The sequence below is a fragment of the Acetobacterium bakii genome (genome assembly GCF_001263355.1).
In the GTDB taxonomy this organism is placed as follows: Bacteria; Bacillota; Clostridia; order Eubacteriales; family Eubacteriaceae; genus Acetobacterium; species Acetobacterium bakii.
This window is the reverse complement of sequence record NZ_LGYO01000049.1, coordinates 12,660-29,567: the sequence shown is the minus strand read 5'-3', so window position 1 is coordinate 29,567 and position 16,908 is coordinate 12,660. Positions and strand designations below refer to the sequence as shown.

Below are 16,908 nucleotides of genomic sequence, written 5' to 3'. Positions count from 1 at the left end.
ATTAACCGATGACAGCAAAGTTTTTGGCCGACCAACCGGCTTTAAAATCACCGTTCGTTCATGTAATATTTCTGCCGGTGCCGGCTTTATCGTGGCATTAACAGGCGATATCATGAAAATGCCAGGACTGCCAAAAGTTCCCGCAGCTGAAAAAATCGATGTGGATGAAAACGGCGTGATTTCCGGATTATTCTAAAAATCACCAGTTTAAGATCTAAGTTAAATTAATTTGTTTGCAATCAGAAACTTTCGGTGAAAATGGAAAGTTTCTGATTGCATTTTTTTGTTTTAATACAATTTTTCCTTGATAATACCTTTACGATAGGCAGAAATCAACATTTCAAGATCGGCCACCTGATTCATAAGTTCCTTGCCGTTGTCGGTATCCCGGACCCGTTTTCTTTTGAGGGTTTTCTCAACCACCACCAGGGTGGAGTGAATGTCCAGGCCTTCGGAAATAGCTTTTTCGACAGACACAAAAGGATCATGGCTGATGAGAATCAGGCCATAGGAATTGTAGGTCAGGGTATAGCCCGCAATCCCGGTTGTTTTTTGATAAGCCCGGGCAAAGCCACCGTCAATAACCAGTTGTTTCCCATTGGCACGGATCGGACTTTCACCGGAAATTGTTTTTACCGGAATATGCCCATTGATCAGATGACCCTCTTCGGGGTCAACCCCAAACTCAACCAGAATTTTTTTAGCCAGCGTATCATCCTCGTCAATGAGGGTATAAAATGCCGAATAATGCTCTTTATGTGGAGTTTTATCATCAATGAAATAGCGTTCAAAGGTAGCCATCTTATCTTTTCCGAAAAGAGGCGAATCGACATGGCACCATAAATACCAGAGGAAGTCGGTTCCGGTGTGGTCGGGGTCGTTGGACGCGTTTCCAAAGAAAGATTCTCTGGCCATCTGGTCATATTTATCCATGAGCGCTTGGCCGGAATACTCTTTGTCACCAATTTTTTTCACCTTGAAACTGCCATCATTGTCAATCAGAATACAGGCATGAAAAAGCAGGTTGTCGTTATAGACCTTGTACATACTGCCTTTGGCATACATAAAGCGAATGTGCTTTTGAAGTTTTTCGCTGTGAAGGAAGGTGTAAACCAAACGATCCACCACCAAGGCTTCCTCCTCATTCAAGATCCATGGGGTCTTGGGATCCAATGTCGGGAACAGGGTATCATTCAGGGGATAAACGGCACCTTCAACGGTTACGGTGCCATTTTCAAAATCGATGGCTCGTAAAAGCTGACGCTTTTCCATTTCATATTCCGGATGATTATCGATGAGAGCTTCTTCGAGTTTAAATTGGATAATCGATATGGCCTTGTGCATTTTTGCCATCAGAGTGACTTCCTGGTCAGAGACACCCTGGGTATCCGTAAGTTTGGGCATGAATTGCTGACATTTATCTTCGGCGTAGATGCGGTTTGCGAAGGAGGCCAAAGGTAAAAGGTTAATGCCGTAACCATTTTCCAACACATCCATATTGGCGTAGCGCAAAGCGATCCGAACCACATTGGCAATACTGGCGGCATTGCCGGCAGCAGCACCCATCCATAGAATATCGTGGTTTCCCCATTGCATGTCCATTGAATGGTGGCGCATAAGGGTATCCATCACCACATCCGGCCCGGCTCCGCGATCGTAAATATCACCAATAATATGAAGGTGGTCAATGGTTAAGCGCTTAATGACAGCGGATATCTCAACGATAAAGTGTTGAGCCCGATCGAGCTCAACTAAACTTTCAATAATCGCATGATAGTATTCTTTTTTATTAAAGCGATGTTCGTCTTCCTGAAGAAGTTCTTCCATAATGTAGGCAAAGTCTTTGGGAAGGGCTTTTCTTACCTTGGATCGGGTATATTTTGAAGCAGCAGCCCGACAAACTTTTACCAAGCGATAAATCGTAAGCTTGTACCAGTTATCCAAAGACTCTTTTGTTTTCACCCGTTTGATCAAGTCAATTTTTTCTTCAGGGTAATAAATGAGCGTCGAAAGCTCTTCTAGTTCTTCAAAAGCGATGGTATTATCCAATTCGTCATGGACTTTTCGTTTTATGGCACCTGAGGCATTTTGCATGACATGATTAAAAGCTTCATGTTCACCGTGAATATCTGTTAAAAAATGTTCAGTTCCCTTAGGTAAATTTAAAATGGCTTTTAGATTCACCACCTCACCAACCGCATTGTTTATGTTTGGAAAGCTTTGGGAAAGAAGTTCCAAATATTTCTTATTTTCCTGAAGCTGTGATTTAGTATAATTATTCATTACTGACCTCTTTTTCTAATCTTTTAGCAAATTTAAGCAAACCTTTTCAACTTGATTATACACTTGAAAAGATTAAAAAGCCATTAAAAAATATCCTGTAAAATTAAAGACAAAAACCTCTTTCCATGATAAAATAATAGAAAATAATGTGATGAAAAAAGAAGCGGGTACAATAAAAAGACAATAAATTACAACAAGAAATAGAGTGAACAGCGCAAATGAAATAGGCTTTGTGGGGAATGATTTTCAGAGAAAAAAGATAAGGGGCTTTAGATATCCATAGATTATAGATAAATAGGTGAAATAAGGATGGAGACAAAGATAGTTTCAGCGGTAGAAGCCATTGATGAAAAAAAGGCAATAGCACTGGTTGCTGCGGATATTGAATCCGGAAAAGATAAAAAGGAAATAGCAAATCAATTAAACTTCGCTCTTCAGCAGGTGGCGGTACGCTATGAACAAGGGGAGTATTATATTGCGGACCTCATTATGGCCGGAGAATTGGTATCAAACCTTTTTAAAATGATGGGAATGGAAAGCGATCAGGTTTTAAGCGGACGTTCTTTGGGAAAAATTGTAGTCGGAACGGTTTTTGACGATATCCATGATGTGGGCAAAAACATATTTATCAGTATGTTGCGATCCGAAGGTTTTCAAGTCATCGATTTAGGAACCGATGTATCCACTGAAATATTCATAGAGATGATTAAAAAAGAAAAGCCCGCCATTCTTGGAATCAGTGGGATATTGACATCCGTTGTTGAAAACATCAAAGAAGTAATTGACGAAATTATTGCACAAGGTCTGCGTGATGATCTGAAAATTATTTTAGGCGGTGCCCTGGCAGGAGCCGATTATGCCAAATATGTTGGTGCGGATGATTTTTCAAGCGATGCAATTGAAGGTGTGAAAATTTGCAAAAAGTGGCTTGTATAATGGCAGGTGACAGATGATGCGAAAAATTTTATATCTTGATATTGTTAATGATATTAAAGGAAAAATCGAAAAAGGCATACTGAAGCCAGGGGATTTGCTGCCGTCGGAAAATGAACTGTCAGAACAATTCGACGTCAGTCGGACGACCTTGAGAAAAAGTTTGGCATTATTGGTTAATGAAAAATACATTTATACCATTCCCGGAAAAGGCAATTATGTGTGTGAACCCACATCAAACCACTATCAATTTTACTTTGATGAAATTGATAGTCTAAAGGGCCAGGTGGAAGAGGTAAAGCTGGTAAGCGTTGGCGTTATAACCCCGGGGCGAAAACTCATGCGAGAGCTGAAAATCGGATCCTTTGAGAAGGTTATAAAAATTCAAAAATCAGTATGGATAAAAAATGAGGTTGTTCAGTATTCTACTATATTTTTGCCCTATCAAAAGGGGAATCCCATTGTTGAGGATGTGATTAACTTTGCGAATTTCCAGGGAACCATGGAAAAGGGGAAGATGCAATTTCAGCTTAAGAAAATCCTTAATATCGATTTGGTACACCCCCCTCTTGAAGTTCGCGATAATTTAAAAATAGATAATGATGAAAGCTGCTTTTTAGTGGCTCAAAATATTATTTCAGTGGAAGATAATATGCCCATCAGCTATAATGAGTTTTATATCAAAAAAAATTATTTTACGCTAACTGCAGAAACGACCTTATAAAAGACTTTACTTTTTGTGATTAATAGTGTAGAATGACCAAGCAGTAAAAGTGATCTCGTAGCTCAGCTGGAAGAGCACTACCTTGACATGGTAGGGGTCGCTGGTTCAAGTCCAGTCGGGATCACCACTTTTGCATAAGAACGCCATTCGTAATACAAGATACAATGGCAAAGTTAGAGAATTAACCAAAAATTAATCAATAGAAACGATATTTAATAGTGGTTTTGTATCATAAATGGCATCAATCAGTGATGCTGTTTTTATTTTTTGGGTTTCCGGAACATGGGTATAGGTTCCCAGCATAATATTTATATTGCTGGAATGACACTTGACTCCATTGACTGGGACAGGGACTCTGTTCGTATCTAGTCAGTAAGGACTGCCTAGGTGGAGTCGACGGTACGATTACCGAAGCAATCAACTGGCTGTGTTGCTCGGCTATTGTAGTTATTCGAATTTTCATATAGAATGAAGTGACACGAAAATAAAAAATAACTGTTGGTGCGGTTGTGTCGTGTAAAAAAGATAACTTTATAAGGAGGAGCGAAAAATGGCTAAAATTAGAGATTTATGTAAACACCGGCTAAAGAAGGAAGCAGCTGTATTGACGCTGATACTCCTATTTATATTTGTATTTACCGGTTGCAATTTCCCAGCGCTGGAAAATGAAGCGGATTTTGCAGGCTATCAAATGATTGAAGTCGATGGTGGGGATCAATCGGGACAACGCGAGCCGAATGTGGTTGTTGATATTGGCTTTGGTGATCGCAAGTATTATGCCTTTACCAATGAATATGGGCAATTGATTAAGGTAACGGCCGCCGAAATTATTTTACAGGATGATGCGAAGGAACCGGTTCTGGCAACGGGAAGATATTATTCCGATGAAGCAAAAGTACCTGGCGTTGAAAGCCTAACCCTGGATGAGGGCCATGTCATCGCCGATTCACTGGGTGGTGTGTCAAATGCTTATAATATCACACCACAAGAGAGTACCCTGAATCGGCATGGCGATCAGGCGTATATGGAAAAGGTCATTCGCGATGCTGGTGGTTGTAGCGATTTTACGGCGTTAATTACGTATCCAAACACATCGACCCAGATACCAAGTCATTATAGTTATACCTACACCTTAAAGAGAAATGTGATTCATGATGAGTTTGATAATGTCAATCCCGATGACGTGAATAATGCACTGGGCATTACCACTCAAAATGATGCGGTAAATACGGGCATTTCCATTAGTGAACTGGATAAAAAGGCCGAATATATTGTGATCAAAAATGCAAGTGCGAATGCGGTGGACCTGACCGGATGGAAAATTGTGTCAATTTTAGGGAATCAGTCGTTCACCTTTCCAGCGTTTAGTTTAGCGCCAGGTGCTGCGGTTAAGATTGGCGATTCAGCCAATAATTCAGGGATCAATTTTCACTGGTTGGAGGGTGGCGGTACCTGGAACAACAGTAATAGCGACCCAGCTGAGTTATATGATCGCAGCGGTGAATTGGTTGATACCTATAACGATTAAAGATAAAACAGGAGCGCCAATCTATTAAAATGCGGTAACCCTATGCCCACGCTCCCGGCAATTTTAGAAAAAAAATTGCCCGGGGCTTGCTTTTTTTTGTTGGCAATACGTTCGTCAGGTCTTGGCCCCGTGGCCGCTCCGCTCTCACCGTGCCCGCAATACGTTTGTCTTCTACCCGCGCCTCCAAGCTTAACGCCCGAGGCTTTTTTCGTGCCTGCTTTCACCGCCTATAGGTCTTGTGCATTAGGCCTACGCTGTCGTTAGACCCCAGGCTAAAGAAGCGGTTGCTGCCTTTGCCTTCGTTCTGCCGGACACAATTATTGGGTGTTAGTTTTTCTTTATTTTTAATTTCTGAAAACTATAATGACACATACAGAAAATCCAACAAATGGGGCCTAAATCAAAAAGGTCCCGTTTGTTGGAAATGTAAAATCGGATAGAAACCGGCTGCAGGTATGAAAAGGTATGAGTGATGCGGAGTTTTTGACAAAACTTAAATTAATGAGAGATGCAAAACTTACCAATGCCGCTATGCTGCTGCTTGGCGATTCCCAATATGATTATGTATTCGATATTCCTCCTTAAATCGTTTGGCGCTTTTATGATGCCAATGGTCTGGATAAAGATCACATAAATCACGTAAATCACGTGATTTACGTAATTAGTTAATGGTGTGGCTCAACTTGTCTTCCCGGACGCGAAATTCCCCCTTGTTCATGCGGTTTTCAAAGTAGAAAAGCCTGTTGAAAGCCTGCCGTTTTTAATGGAAAATCAGGTTGAATGGCTGTGTTCATCAACGGCAATAAAACCGTGTCCTTTAATAGGGTTCAGTTGTTTTTGTTTTTAAAAAATTCAAATATATAAAGGTTTGATTTCAGTGATGTTTGAAAAAATTATTGACAGATAATACGTTTTAAATAAGTCATGACCACATCAGCAAAATGATGAATGTTTTTTGAATAGACAAAATCTTTACCATAGATTAGCTTTTCAAAAGATAGATCGCTGTCCTGTCCGGTGAATACGCCTAAAACCATAATACCTTGTTGCCGCGCTCTTCGGACTTCCTTGGCGGTGTCCCCGATGGCAATACCTCCGGTGTAGGCTGTTTCACCCCTAAATTGATTGGCGTTTTCCTTTGGAATAAGTTTTATATCGTTGGGTCTGCCATCACTTAGGATAATAAGAATTTTATTTTCTTCCGGGCGAAGAGATAAATGATGGCAAATGCTTTTAATGGCAAGACCATCGCGGTTGCTACCAAGACAAGAGTACTCAAAAATATTTTCGTTGTCTTGGGAAAGGGCATCGTAATCTCGAAATCGCTTAATAACCGTATAATTTAAAAAAGATGAGAAGCCATTCACCCGGCAAGGGATGCCAGCTTCGGTGAGGGCTTGGGCAACAGTATAGGCTTGAATAGATACGAGATGTTCCCGGCTTTGCTGAGAGTTGCTGCTGTCCAAGAGAAGGTCCACCACAAAATCCCCTTTGTTATTACTTTCGATTTTTTCAAATATCTTGGGGAGAGGACTTCGGCCCACCCGCCAAACACGGTTGGCAACAATCTTTCCCTGGGTACTGGGAACCGAGTAGGAGCTGCGTTCACTTGTGAGGGTTCGAATAAGTCCGTCGCGAAGGCGGGAAATATTCTGGCGATAGACAGGAAAATTAAGACGGAAAGCTGCTAAGTTCTTTTGTTTGTCCCGGTGGGCATATTTTTGTTGAAAGGCACTGTCGGAACCGCTTCTCAGAACACCATCTGTAAAATGTAACTTGCAATCCAAATGAACGCCGCGGCACAAGCGATTTTGCATTTTTTTAGTGGTATAAGCCTTTAGGTAAGGAATCCCATAATAATGAATAACCTGATGCTGAATATTTTCCATGGCCTCAGGGTTAATATAAACAACTTCAGCATCTGCAATATCAGTCATGCCTGATGTCTCCATTTGATTATCGTTTTTTTGGGTAAGATGATCAAGCATCGAGGCAATGGTTGTTTCAAGATCTTCATTCAATGTCTGTTTTTCCAAAAAATCGAGGCTACTAAAAGATCGACTGTAATTGGGATGATAATAGTCTTTATAAAGGCTATCGACTTTTTCGAGAAAGTTTAATGTGTTTGTCTGATCTGCCAAACTTTCAATGGCATCACAAAATTGATCCACCTCAGGACTAATGGAATAATTTACGCCGGAAAGTCGTTTTGAGAGCAGGTAATCTACGAGCTGGATTAAAGGCGCATCGGGAGAATCGACTTTTGTCTGAGAAATTTGAATAAATGCCCTTTGGCGGATATCAAAAATACCGGGTCGCTCATCAATCATTTGCCTAAATGAGAGAAGATCGCCGCCCATTTGGATGAGTGCCAGCAAAACTATGCGATCATACCCATGTTGGATGCGATGCGAATAGTAGGCGTTAATGGTAGGCCAATCCAGATATTTTCGGCGGGAACCGGCTGCGATACCGTGATACAGGGCAACCTCTTTAGAGGTGGCACTTTTTTCGTCAGCTGAAATTTTAGCCTTATAATCACCACAAACGGTCCACATGAGATTGCTAACCCGATTATCAAATTCAAAATCTTCATATTCCCATCGAAAAGTTTCTTTCATAATGCCGTCCTTTCTTTTTTATCATCCATTATTTTGGCCTTGCAACAGGAGGTGCAATTTTTTCTGAATGAGTTACGCTTTCGTTTATCCCAAAAGCCAACTAAGCAGCTTATTTAAAGATAGCTTATAGTAAGATGGCAACAAAGTAAAGAGCATAAATATTTAATTAAAACGATGGTAAGCTATAAAATAAAAAAAAGTGGAAGCGTTTACTTGACAAAAATAAGTTAAGGGTGTATCATATGATTATAAACATGTACACACATGTTACACATGTATTTTTATTTTAAATAATCGAAATTTAAAAAAGGGATGGTATAAGAAATGTTGGATTTAAAAGTATTGACTCAAGCTGTTGGAGATTTGGAAGAAGAAGATGTACTGGACCTGTTAAACGAATTTGTAGAAACCAATCCGACTGAAGCAGATGCACAGGAAGCTGTTGTGGCATGTCAGGGTGGTATGGCTATCGTTGGAGATCTCTTTGAAAAAGGCGAATATTTTGTTGGAGATTTGATTTTCGCCGGCGAATTATTAACAGAAGCGATCAATCTTTTAAAACCTGTTTTGGGAAATCAGGAAAATGCTGTTGCAGGAACCATTATTCTTGGAACTGTACACGGTGATTTACATGATATTGGCAAAAATATTTTCAAAAGCATGTCAGAAGCAGCTGGCTTTGAAGTGGTTGATTTAGGTATTGATGTTGCTCCTGAAGTTTTTGTTGAAAAAGCAAAAGAATGCAATCCGATGATCATTGGGATGAGTGGCGTGCTGACACTTGCTATTGATTCTATGAAAGAAACCGTAGATGCTCTTAAAGCTGCCGGTATTGATGCCAAAGTTATTATTGGTGGGAATCCTGTCACCAAAGAATCCTGCGAATTTGTCGGTGCGGATAAATTCACAACCAATGCGGCTGAAGGCGTGAAAATCTGTCAGGCATGGGCATAAGCCTTTTAATTATTTGATATAATATTACGAAGTATTGCTCAATATAGTTTTCACAAGAACATATGTAAAGATAAAAGGGAAAGAAGTGGCTTCTTTCCCTTTTATCTTTTTTTGCAGGCAAGTTAAGGCACTCAAAGAATTATAGGGTTGCATTACTTATAGATGCGATTTGCTAATAAGTATAGTATAATAAGGTATAAAGCATATTGGAAAATCATAGGAGAGTATCAATGAAAAATTGTTTTGATCATGATAAAGAATATATGGAATACCTTAATTCGCTTCCTAAGGAAGTGTATATAAAAATTTTAGAGAATTGCTTCTCTGATATTTATGTAACCGATAAAAATAAAAAGATTATGTATGCAAATCCCAATTCATTAAGGCATTATGGAGTAAATCCTAAAGAAATGGTTGGTCAAGATAGTGAATCTTTTCGAAAGGGAAAATGGACGCCTAGTGCACTTGATTTGTGTATGGAAGAGAAACGGACGATTTTTGTGGAGCAAAACTATCTTCTGATTGGCAAAAATATTTCTACTGTGTTGACTCCCATTTTAGATGAACATGACGAAATTGAAATGGTGGTCGCTGTTGCCAATGAGCCGCCAGTCGATTATGATCTGACTTGGCGAAAAATTGAACCAACTGTATCCAAAAGACACACACTGGTTCCCGAAATAGATGAAGCCGGAGACAAGATTGTTGGACAAAGTTATATTTTCTGCAAGATTCTAATTACTCTTAAACGTGTTGCAAAATCAGATGTGCCCATATTATTAACCGGTGACTCAGGGGTGGGAAAGACATTAGTGGCAGAATATGTTCATAAAATCAGTAATCGAGCAGATAAGGCTTTTTGGGCTATAAATTGTGCGGCTATTCCTGAAAATCTTTTGGAATCAGAATTGTTTGGCTATGCCCCACATGCTTTTACCGGGGCAAGCGCTAAAGGAAAAATTGGACTAATTGAGTTGGCCGATAAAGGGACATTATTTTTAGATGAAATAGGTGAACTTGCTCCAAGTCTTCAGGCAAAGTTATTGGATGTTTTGGAAAATAAGCGTTTTATTCCCGTTGGGGGAAATGAAATGAAATATGTGGATATACGAATTATCGCTGCCACAAATGCGAATCTGGAAAAGCTGGTAGCGGATAAGAAATTTCGATCGGATTTATTTTGGCGAATTAATACAATAAATATTAGAATTCCATCATTGAGTGAGCGTCGAGAGGATATTCTTCCACTCATGTGTTATTTTTTAAAGAAGTATAATAAGATGTACAATAAAAAAATTGAATTTTCTCCCAAAGTGGTAGCTATTTTCATTGGATATGACTGGCCAGGAAATATTCGCCAGTTGAAAAACATTATTGAAAGAACGGTTCTTTTATCAACGGGAGGGCCAGTTCAAGCAAGGGATCTTCCTGAATTTATTGTGGAAGGGATTACCATGGTAGAGGAAACGTATAAAGAAAGCTATGATTATATCTTAGAAAGTGTTGGAAAACATCTGATCCGTGAGTCGTATAAAAAGCATAAAAGCATGAAAAAAGTGGCGGAGGATTTAGATATCAGCCATTCAAAGGCTTTTCGTCTGGTGAGTGAGTTTTGCAAAGATATTAAGTGACGGAGTTAAAAGGACGGGAGGCATTCCAACTTAAAATTGGAATGCCTCACGTCCTTTTATTATTTGCCAATAAAAATAATTAATTGAAGCATCCCAATACTGGCAGGGTAAAAGGCTAGCGGCTGGTTCCCTCCAGTTCAATAATGGATAGTTAAAATCTTTGAGAGTTTTGGTAATAGGTCTCTAACATTTTAAAACAACTGACAATGAGGATAACATAAACACCACAGGTAGGTAGTGCTAATATAATCGATAGGGTTTGAAGTTCAAGTAGGGAACCGCCAAAAATCATTAATGACATGGGAATTGCTGCGAGGCAAAATGCCCAAAAGATGGTGAGACCTTTACTTGGGCGTTGACCCAGTTGGATTTTTTTTGATGAAACCATTGCCATAGTATAGGCTGCGGAATCAAAATTAGTGGCCATTGAAATAATTGAGGTGATAAGAATAGCAAAAACAAATACAGAACCAAAAGGAGCTTTACTGAAAATATCCACAACGGTTGTGGGGCCGCCATTTTCAAGAACACCCTTTACCATCTCGTATGCACCGCTGAGTTGCTGATCCAGAAAGTAATTTCCAAATACGGAAAAAAAAGTAAAGGAACCCAGAAATCCATAACCCAAACCGCCGAAGATCAATTGTTTAATGGTTCTTCCTTTGGATATTTTTGCAATGAACAAACCCATAAAAAGAGAATAGGACATCCACCAGGCCCAGTAAAACACCGTCCAGCTTTCAGTATAGCCACTGTTATTTACGGGATCCATATTGGTACTCATAGTAATAAATTGGTTGATTAGAATTCCGAGGGAGGTTGTTTGCATCTTGATAATAAAAACTGTATTTCCGACTACAAATAAAAAGACCATAGTCGCCAGCATTAAAAAGATATTAATATCACTTAATATTTTAATCCCTTTTTTAATTCCATTATAGGCGCTGATGGTAAAAATAATGGTTACCAGAACCATGACACCAAAACGGAGTATATTCGTATCTTCCCAACCAAAGAGTTTATTTAAACAGGCAGAAACTAAGGGTGATCCAATACCAAGCGCGGTACCAACGCCGCCTAAAATTCCAAATAAAAAAAAGATATCAATGATTTTTCCCAGGATGCCGTCAACACGATCGCCAAGAACCGGTCGACAGGCATTACTGACATCAAATTTTTCTTGTTTTAAATTGTAATGGATAAAAGCAAAGGCAACCGCTGGAATTAAATATACACTCCAGGCTGAAAAACCCCAATAAAAAAGTGGAAGAGTAGTTGAATACTCAGCAGCGGTGCTGCTAAAGGGGATGATGCCATAGGGTGGGTCCATATAATGAAAAACCCATTCAATGCTTCCCCAATACAAAAATCCCGCAGCCATAGAAGCACAAAACATCATAGAAGCCCAGGAGAACTCACTGTACTCTTTTTTTCCTTCACCTAATCTAATATTACGATATTTACTTGTTCCTAAATAGACACAAAGAATAATTGAAATGAGGACAATCCAAATATAAATAAATCCAAGTTTCACAGTAATAAAGCTGTTAAGCTCATTAATGGTTTTCTTTGAAATTTCAGGAGCAGCAAATAATCCGAAACAGACCAATAAAACAAAACCTAGAACAATGATTATCATTGATTTATCGACATTTGTATTTTTTTGTTTATTCAAAATTACCTCCCAAAGAATTATACTAAGCCTGCTTAATTATGAAAAAAAGCAGGCTTTATATTATTATTCTGTGAATTCTAATCTTTTGGCAGCTGATTTTTTAAGATAAAGCTGAGTCGCAAAACAACAACCGACCGCTAAAACACCACTGACAGCTAAGATTCCAAAAATAATAGTATAACCGCCATTTGCATATTTATCAATATAACTGCCAAACAATTGATGCATAAAGCTTTCAGGAAGGAAGCCAATGACGGATAACATACCGGTTGCAGCACCAAAAATATGCGGAGGGACATGGGTTTCGGTTAATACCGATGAAGCTACCCCATAGGCACCATTAGCTAAAAAGCCCAACACAAGTATTATAACAATTGCAGTGATTAAAAAGCTGGTAGTTTGCGGTAATACCAGAAAAGATCCACAACAAAGAGCGGCACCGGCCATTGCGACTAAGATTGTTTTTGATGGTGAACCGGTTTTTTTGGCTATGCCTCCTAAGAGTGGTGCTGATACCAGGGCAATACCGTAGTAACGAATCATACCGATGATTCCTACCAATGTTAAAGGAGCTGCGAACACATCCGTCATATAAGGCGTCGTATAATTCATGCCCATATAGACAATCATGACGAAAAACAAAGTAATACTGGCCATCCAGACCCCGGGATGTTTCATGGCTTCGAGCATCTCATTGATATTGAATTTTTTATCGGGATCAGTGACTATTTCTCCCTCAAAACGCGGAATTGCAAAGAATGCCAATACCCCTAAAGCGAAAATAACTGCGCCTAAAAACAATAATGCATACTGAACGCCGATAACATAGTCAGGGGTGGCATTAAAAATAACTAAAGCCACAGCATTAATTGACAAGCCGCCTAATCCATACAAGGCATAGCTAAAACCAACAACCGCCGGATAGTTTTCTTCAGAATCTGAAAACCGCAATAATTTGTAGCGACAACCCCAGAAAAGCAAGATGGTTGTTACCGCAAAGAGGGCAAAGATAAGAACTAAGATGAGATAAGAAGGCATGGAGGCATACCAGAATACCAATAATGAAGTACTGATAAATCCAACCCAGGCCAAGGTCCGTAATCTTATTTTATCAGCGACGATTCCACATGGAATATAGAGAAGTGTCGCCATAATGCCATACATCCCAGATAAAAAGCCTAATTCTGCATTTGAGATATTTAAGCCAAGCAACAAGGGTTCATAAAATACATTTTTCATATAAATTGGGATGTAAATAATACCACTTCCTGCGCCGGATATAAAAATCAGTAAAAGTCGATGCCATTTACTGAGCTCTTTATATGTTATTTCTTTTTTATTCATAGTAGTCTCCTCTACTTTTTAGAAAAGGGGCGATTGTTTTCGCCCTAAACAGCAAAATGATTTAATACTGATATTTCTTAGGAAGATGTTTGTTCAAAATAGCCTTTTGTGTTTGAGTAACGTCCGGCAATTGATAACTTGCAATACGTTCATCAAATATTTTTTTGGCACGGTCTTTAATGTCACCGGCTTTAAGACGACCATCTTCATTACAGGCACCACGGTTGAATACTGGGCTTGTCAGATAGGTTTCTTCACGGTAGTCTTTTGAGGTTCTGCCTTTTAAGAAGTTACCACGGGGACCAACTTTTTTTAACAAATCAATATTTGCCTTCTTTTCGGATATCATAACACCTTCACGAAGTCGTCGCATATAACGCAGCATTTCTTCATCCATCATAAACTTAGGATAGCTCAAGAGATTGAAGTTTGATAAATCTCCAGAAGCATGAGGAAGAATACAGGCGTTGGTTAAGGTAGCAGCCAGAGCTCCCAAGGTGCTTTCACAACCGGCCTGATAATCAGCATCGAAACCGTCGGCCAGAGAACCACCGGTACGCATGGGAATGCGATAATAGTCGCCCATGGCAAGATGACCAAGACAGATAAGCATAAATTCAGGAGCACCGGTGCATAACCGAACTTCTCTCATATCGGCAATGGATGAAAAGGGACTGAAAATAACAGGTAAACCTGGCACCTTTAGTTGAATAAGAACAGCAATTGCCAGCATATTGGCAAAGTCGGCAACGATGGATCCCATTAAGGAAGGTGGAGCAGTTAGGTTTGACATAGAGCAGGTGGTTACATTAACCGGTTGGTTTTCTTCGGCAAAGGCCAGATAATGTTCAATGGCATCACCACCAACAGATAATGGCGGAAGAACACACATGCCACTATATAATACATAATCATCGTGATTGTCCATATACTCTTTGACCAATTGAATACAGGCTCGGGAACCTACTTTTGCGTTGCCGGCCTTATAATTATGGGGTGTGATCCCGAGAATATTGTACATGGGTTTTCTGGAATATTTGGCTAACATGGCCATTTGGGCCATTGCTGATTCAGTCGGGGAATTTTCAAATCCCGGGATGTCGGCACATACCATACTGGAGATGCCGTATACATCACTGGTATTAATGATTTTATAAAAATTTTCAAGATCATCGGAATTGGAACTGCGGAAGTTTCCTTGAAAATCTTGAACGGTTGGACAGCCATTGGTGGGGGCCACTACCAAATCTTTGCCGATACCAATGGTTAATTTGCTTTCAATGCCAACGATTTCAAAAGCTTCAGGAATAGTCGACAGTGTCTTAGTTAGAAGTTCTTGAGAAATAAAAACAAGATCGCCGTCAACCTTTGCGCCATGGTTTCTGAAAATTTCAAGTGCCTCTTCATCTTCAATTTTAATACCGATTTCTGTTAATACGCGCATAATACTTTCATGAATCATTTCCACATCGTCTTTTGAAAAAAATTGGTCAAACAGGTTTCCTTTTAACATTTGTTGTTCTCCTTTATGATTTTAATATTGTTTATTACGTTTAGTTATAATGCAATTATCATGCCAGCTATAGAAATCTTAAAAAATGGGATAATTACGAAGAAAATACCAAAATGAATTGATGTTGCTGAGTCAAAAGATTATAATAATGATAGATATAAGAATATCTGTGAGTCGGTATCAATTCACAGTAAAGGATACAATAAGGGGAAAAATGAATAAAGCTAGTTTTAATCATAGTCCGGAATATTTGGAATATTTGGCGAATTTGGATAAAGATTTTTACATTGATATTTTAGAAAATAGCCATAATGAAGTTTATGTTACCAATAAAGAGGGGAAAATAATATATGTTAATCCGAACTCCATTAGAAATTATGGATTAAAGCCTGAAGATCTTATCGGAAAGAATAATTATGATATTTGGAGAGGGAAATGGAATCCACCGGTGATTCAGCGATGTATAGAAGAACGACGTACTATTTTTGCGGAACAAAACTATTTAATTACCGGAAAAGATATAACAACCATTGTGACACCAATTTTTGATGATGAGAGCGAGATTAAATATGTTCTTTGCATTGTTCAGGAGGCGGTAAAAGAATATGATATAAGTTATAAAAATATTAATGCTGAAGCTTTTGAAAAAAAACAAATCCGCGAAACTAAGAAAAAACGTAAATTTAAAAGTGAGATCATAGGATACAGCTATGATTTTTGTAAGATATTAGTACGGATGCAACGTGTGGCACATTCTGAAGTTCCGGTAATGATTTTAGGAGAATCCGGTACTGGAAAAAGCTTGCTTGCAGAATACATTCATGAAAATAGCAACCGGAAAGATAACCCTTTTATTATGATCAACTGTGCGGCAATACCGGAAACTTTATTGGAGTCGGAACTTTTTGGTTATGCCCCCTATGCTTTTACCGGGGCTAATCCCAAAGGCAAGACGGGACTCATTGAAATGGCAGATAGTGGTACTTTGTTTTTGGATGAAATTGGGGACTTGGCACCAAGTCTTCAGGCAAAACTATTAGATGTACTTGAAAACAAACGCTTTATCCCTGTGGGCGGAAATGAAATAAGGTCTGTTGACATTCGAATTATTACAGCAACCAATCGGAAGATAGAGAACCTAGTAAAAGAAAAAAAATTCCGGGAAGATTTGTATTGGCGTATTAATATTTCTACTACAACCATTCCGCCATTAAGGGATCGCAGGGATGATATACTTCCCCTGCTTTCTTTTTATCTTAATAAAAACAACATAAAATATGGGAAGAAAAAAGATTTTTCACCCAATGTGATTGGCATTCTTTTGGAGTATCCATGGCCTGGAAATGTAAGACAATTAAAAAATTTAGTGGAGCTTCTCTTTATTATGGCCAGTGGAAATACCATTGGGGTGAATCACTTACCTGAATTTATATTGGACGAAATTGAAGAACCACAGGGTATTAATCCCAACTCCTATGAATATATTATTGATAGTGTGAAAAAATCAGTGATTCGTGATTTTTACAAAAAACATCCGACTAGTCGGGAATTGGGAGTGGCGCTGGGTCTAAGTCAAACCAAAGCAAATCGCTTAATTAACCAATATTGCGGGGATATTATAAATGCGGATTAAGCAATTGAATATTGCAAAGATATTAAATAGGAAACCCTTTAAATAAATCGCTTAGAAAAGCAGCCTGAA

Annotated in this window: 12 protein-coding genes and 1 tRNA gene; 8 read left to right on the top strand and 5 right to left on the bottom strand. The window is 38.9% G+C overall.

All coding sequences use genetic code 11. The features are described from left to right. Positions 1-196 (top strand): formate--tetrahydrofolate ligase (locus AKG39_RS16600; protein WP_083439629.1); only part of this gene is annotated, 196 nt, incomplete at its 5' end. Between the two features lie 92 nt (positions 197-288). On the opposite strand, the gene AKG39_RS16595 is transcribed toward AKG39_RS16600, so the two are convergent. Further along, complete coding sequence (locus AKG39_RS16595; protein WP_050741522.1) at positions 289-2,283, bottom strand: fructose-bisphosphatase class III; 1,995 nt, start codon at positions 2,281-2,283, stop codon at positions 289-291. A 309-nt stretch (positions 2,284-2,592) separates the two neighbouring features. Here AKG39_RS16595 and AKG39_RS16590 point away from each other — a divergent pair, with 309 nt between their 5' ends. The 4 genes from AKG39_RS16590 to AKG39_RS19445 all read left to right on the top strand — a co-directional run bounded on the left by AKG39_RS16590 (position 2,593) and on the right by AKG39_RS19445 (position 5,468). Further along, entirely contained in the window at positions 2,593-3,219 is a 627-nt protein-coding gene (locus tag AKG39_RS16590; protein WP_050741521.1) for a cobalamin B12-binding domain-containing protein, read from the top strand. Between the two features lie 16 nt (positions 3,220-3,235). Then, positions 3,236-3,940: a GntR family transcriptional regulator gene (locus tag AKG39_RS16585; protein WP_050741520.1), complete on the top strand. Its 705-nt coding sequence runs from the start codon at positions 3,236-3,238 to the stop codon at positions 3,938-3,940. A 51-nt stretch (positions 3,941-3,991) separates the two neighbouring features. Continuing rightward, positions 3,992-4,067, top strand: a tRNA-Val gene (locus tag AKG39_RS16580). A 423-nt stretch (positions 4,068-4,490) separates the two neighbouring features. Further along, positions 4,491-5,468 (top strand): lamin tail domain-containing protein, encoded by a 978-nt coding sequence (locus AKG39_RS19445; RefSeq protein WP_083439628.1) that lies wholly within the window; start codon positions 4,491-4,493, stop codon positions 5,466-5,468. An 893-nt stretch (positions 5,469-6,361) separates the two neighbouring features. Here the strand turns inward: AKG39_RS19445 and AKG39_RS16565 are convergent. Beyond that, positions 6,362-8,089: a vWA domain-containing protein gene (locus AKG39_RS16565; protein ID WP_050741518.1), complete on the bottom strand. Its 1,728-nt coding sequence runs from the start codon at positions 8,087-8,089 to the stop codon at positions 6,362-6,364. Between the two features lie 324 nt (positions 8,090-8,413). On the opposite strand from AKG39_RS16565, the gene AKG39_RS16560 reads away from it, so the two are divergent. After that, positions 8,414-9,043, top strand: coding sequence for a cobalamin B12-binding domain-containing protein (locus AKG39_RS16560; RefSeq protein ID WP_050741517.1), 630 nt, complete (start codon positions 8,414-8,416; stop codon positions 9,041-9,043). Between the two features lie 230 nt (positions 9,044-9,273). Then, positions 9,274-10,674 carry a sigma-54 interaction domain-containing protein gene (locus tag AKG39_RS16555; RefSeq protein ID WP_050741516.1) on the top strand — a complete coding sequence of 467 codons (1,401 nt, stop codon included), beginning with the start codon at positions 9,274-9,276 and terminating at the stop codon, positions 10,672-10,674. 151 nt (positions 10,675-10,825) lie between these two features. Here the strand turns inward: AKG39_RS16555 and AKG39_RS16550 are convergent, their stop codons facing one another. From AKG39_RS16550 to AKG39_RS16540, 3 genes are all read right to left on the bottom strand, one after another. Continuing rightward, positions 10,826-12,349, bottom strand: coding sequence for a BCCT family transporter (locus tag AKG39_RS16550; protein ID WP_050741515.1), 1,524 nt, complete (start codon positions 12,347-12,349; stop codon positions 10,826-10,828). A 63-nt stretch (positions 12,350-12,412) separates the two neighbouring features. Next, positions 12,413-13,693 (bottom strand): MFS transporter, encoded by a 1,281-nt coding sequence (locus AKG39_RS16545; protein ID WP_083439627.1) that lies wholly within the window; start codon positions 13,691-13,693, stop codon positions 12,413-12,415. 61 nt (positions 13,694-13,754) lie between these two features. Next, the gene (locus tag AKG39_RS16540) at positions 13,755-15,206 is read right to left on the bottom strand and encodes a trimethylamine methyltransferase family protein (RefSeq protein WP_050741514.1); all 1,452 of its coding nucleotides are present in this window, start codon (positions 15,204-15,206) and stop codon (positions 13,755-13,757) included. A 214-nt stretch (positions 15,207-15,420) separates the two neighbouring features. On the opposite strand from AKG39_RS16540, the gene AKG39_RS16535 reads away from it, so the two are divergent. Further along, positions 15,421-16,839, top strand: coding sequence for a sigma-54 interaction domain-containing protein (locus tag AKG39_RS16535; protein ID WP_050741513.1), 1,419 nt, complete (start codon positions 15,421-15,423; stop codon positions 16,837-16,839). Positions 16,840-16,908: the final 69 nt, after the last annotated feature.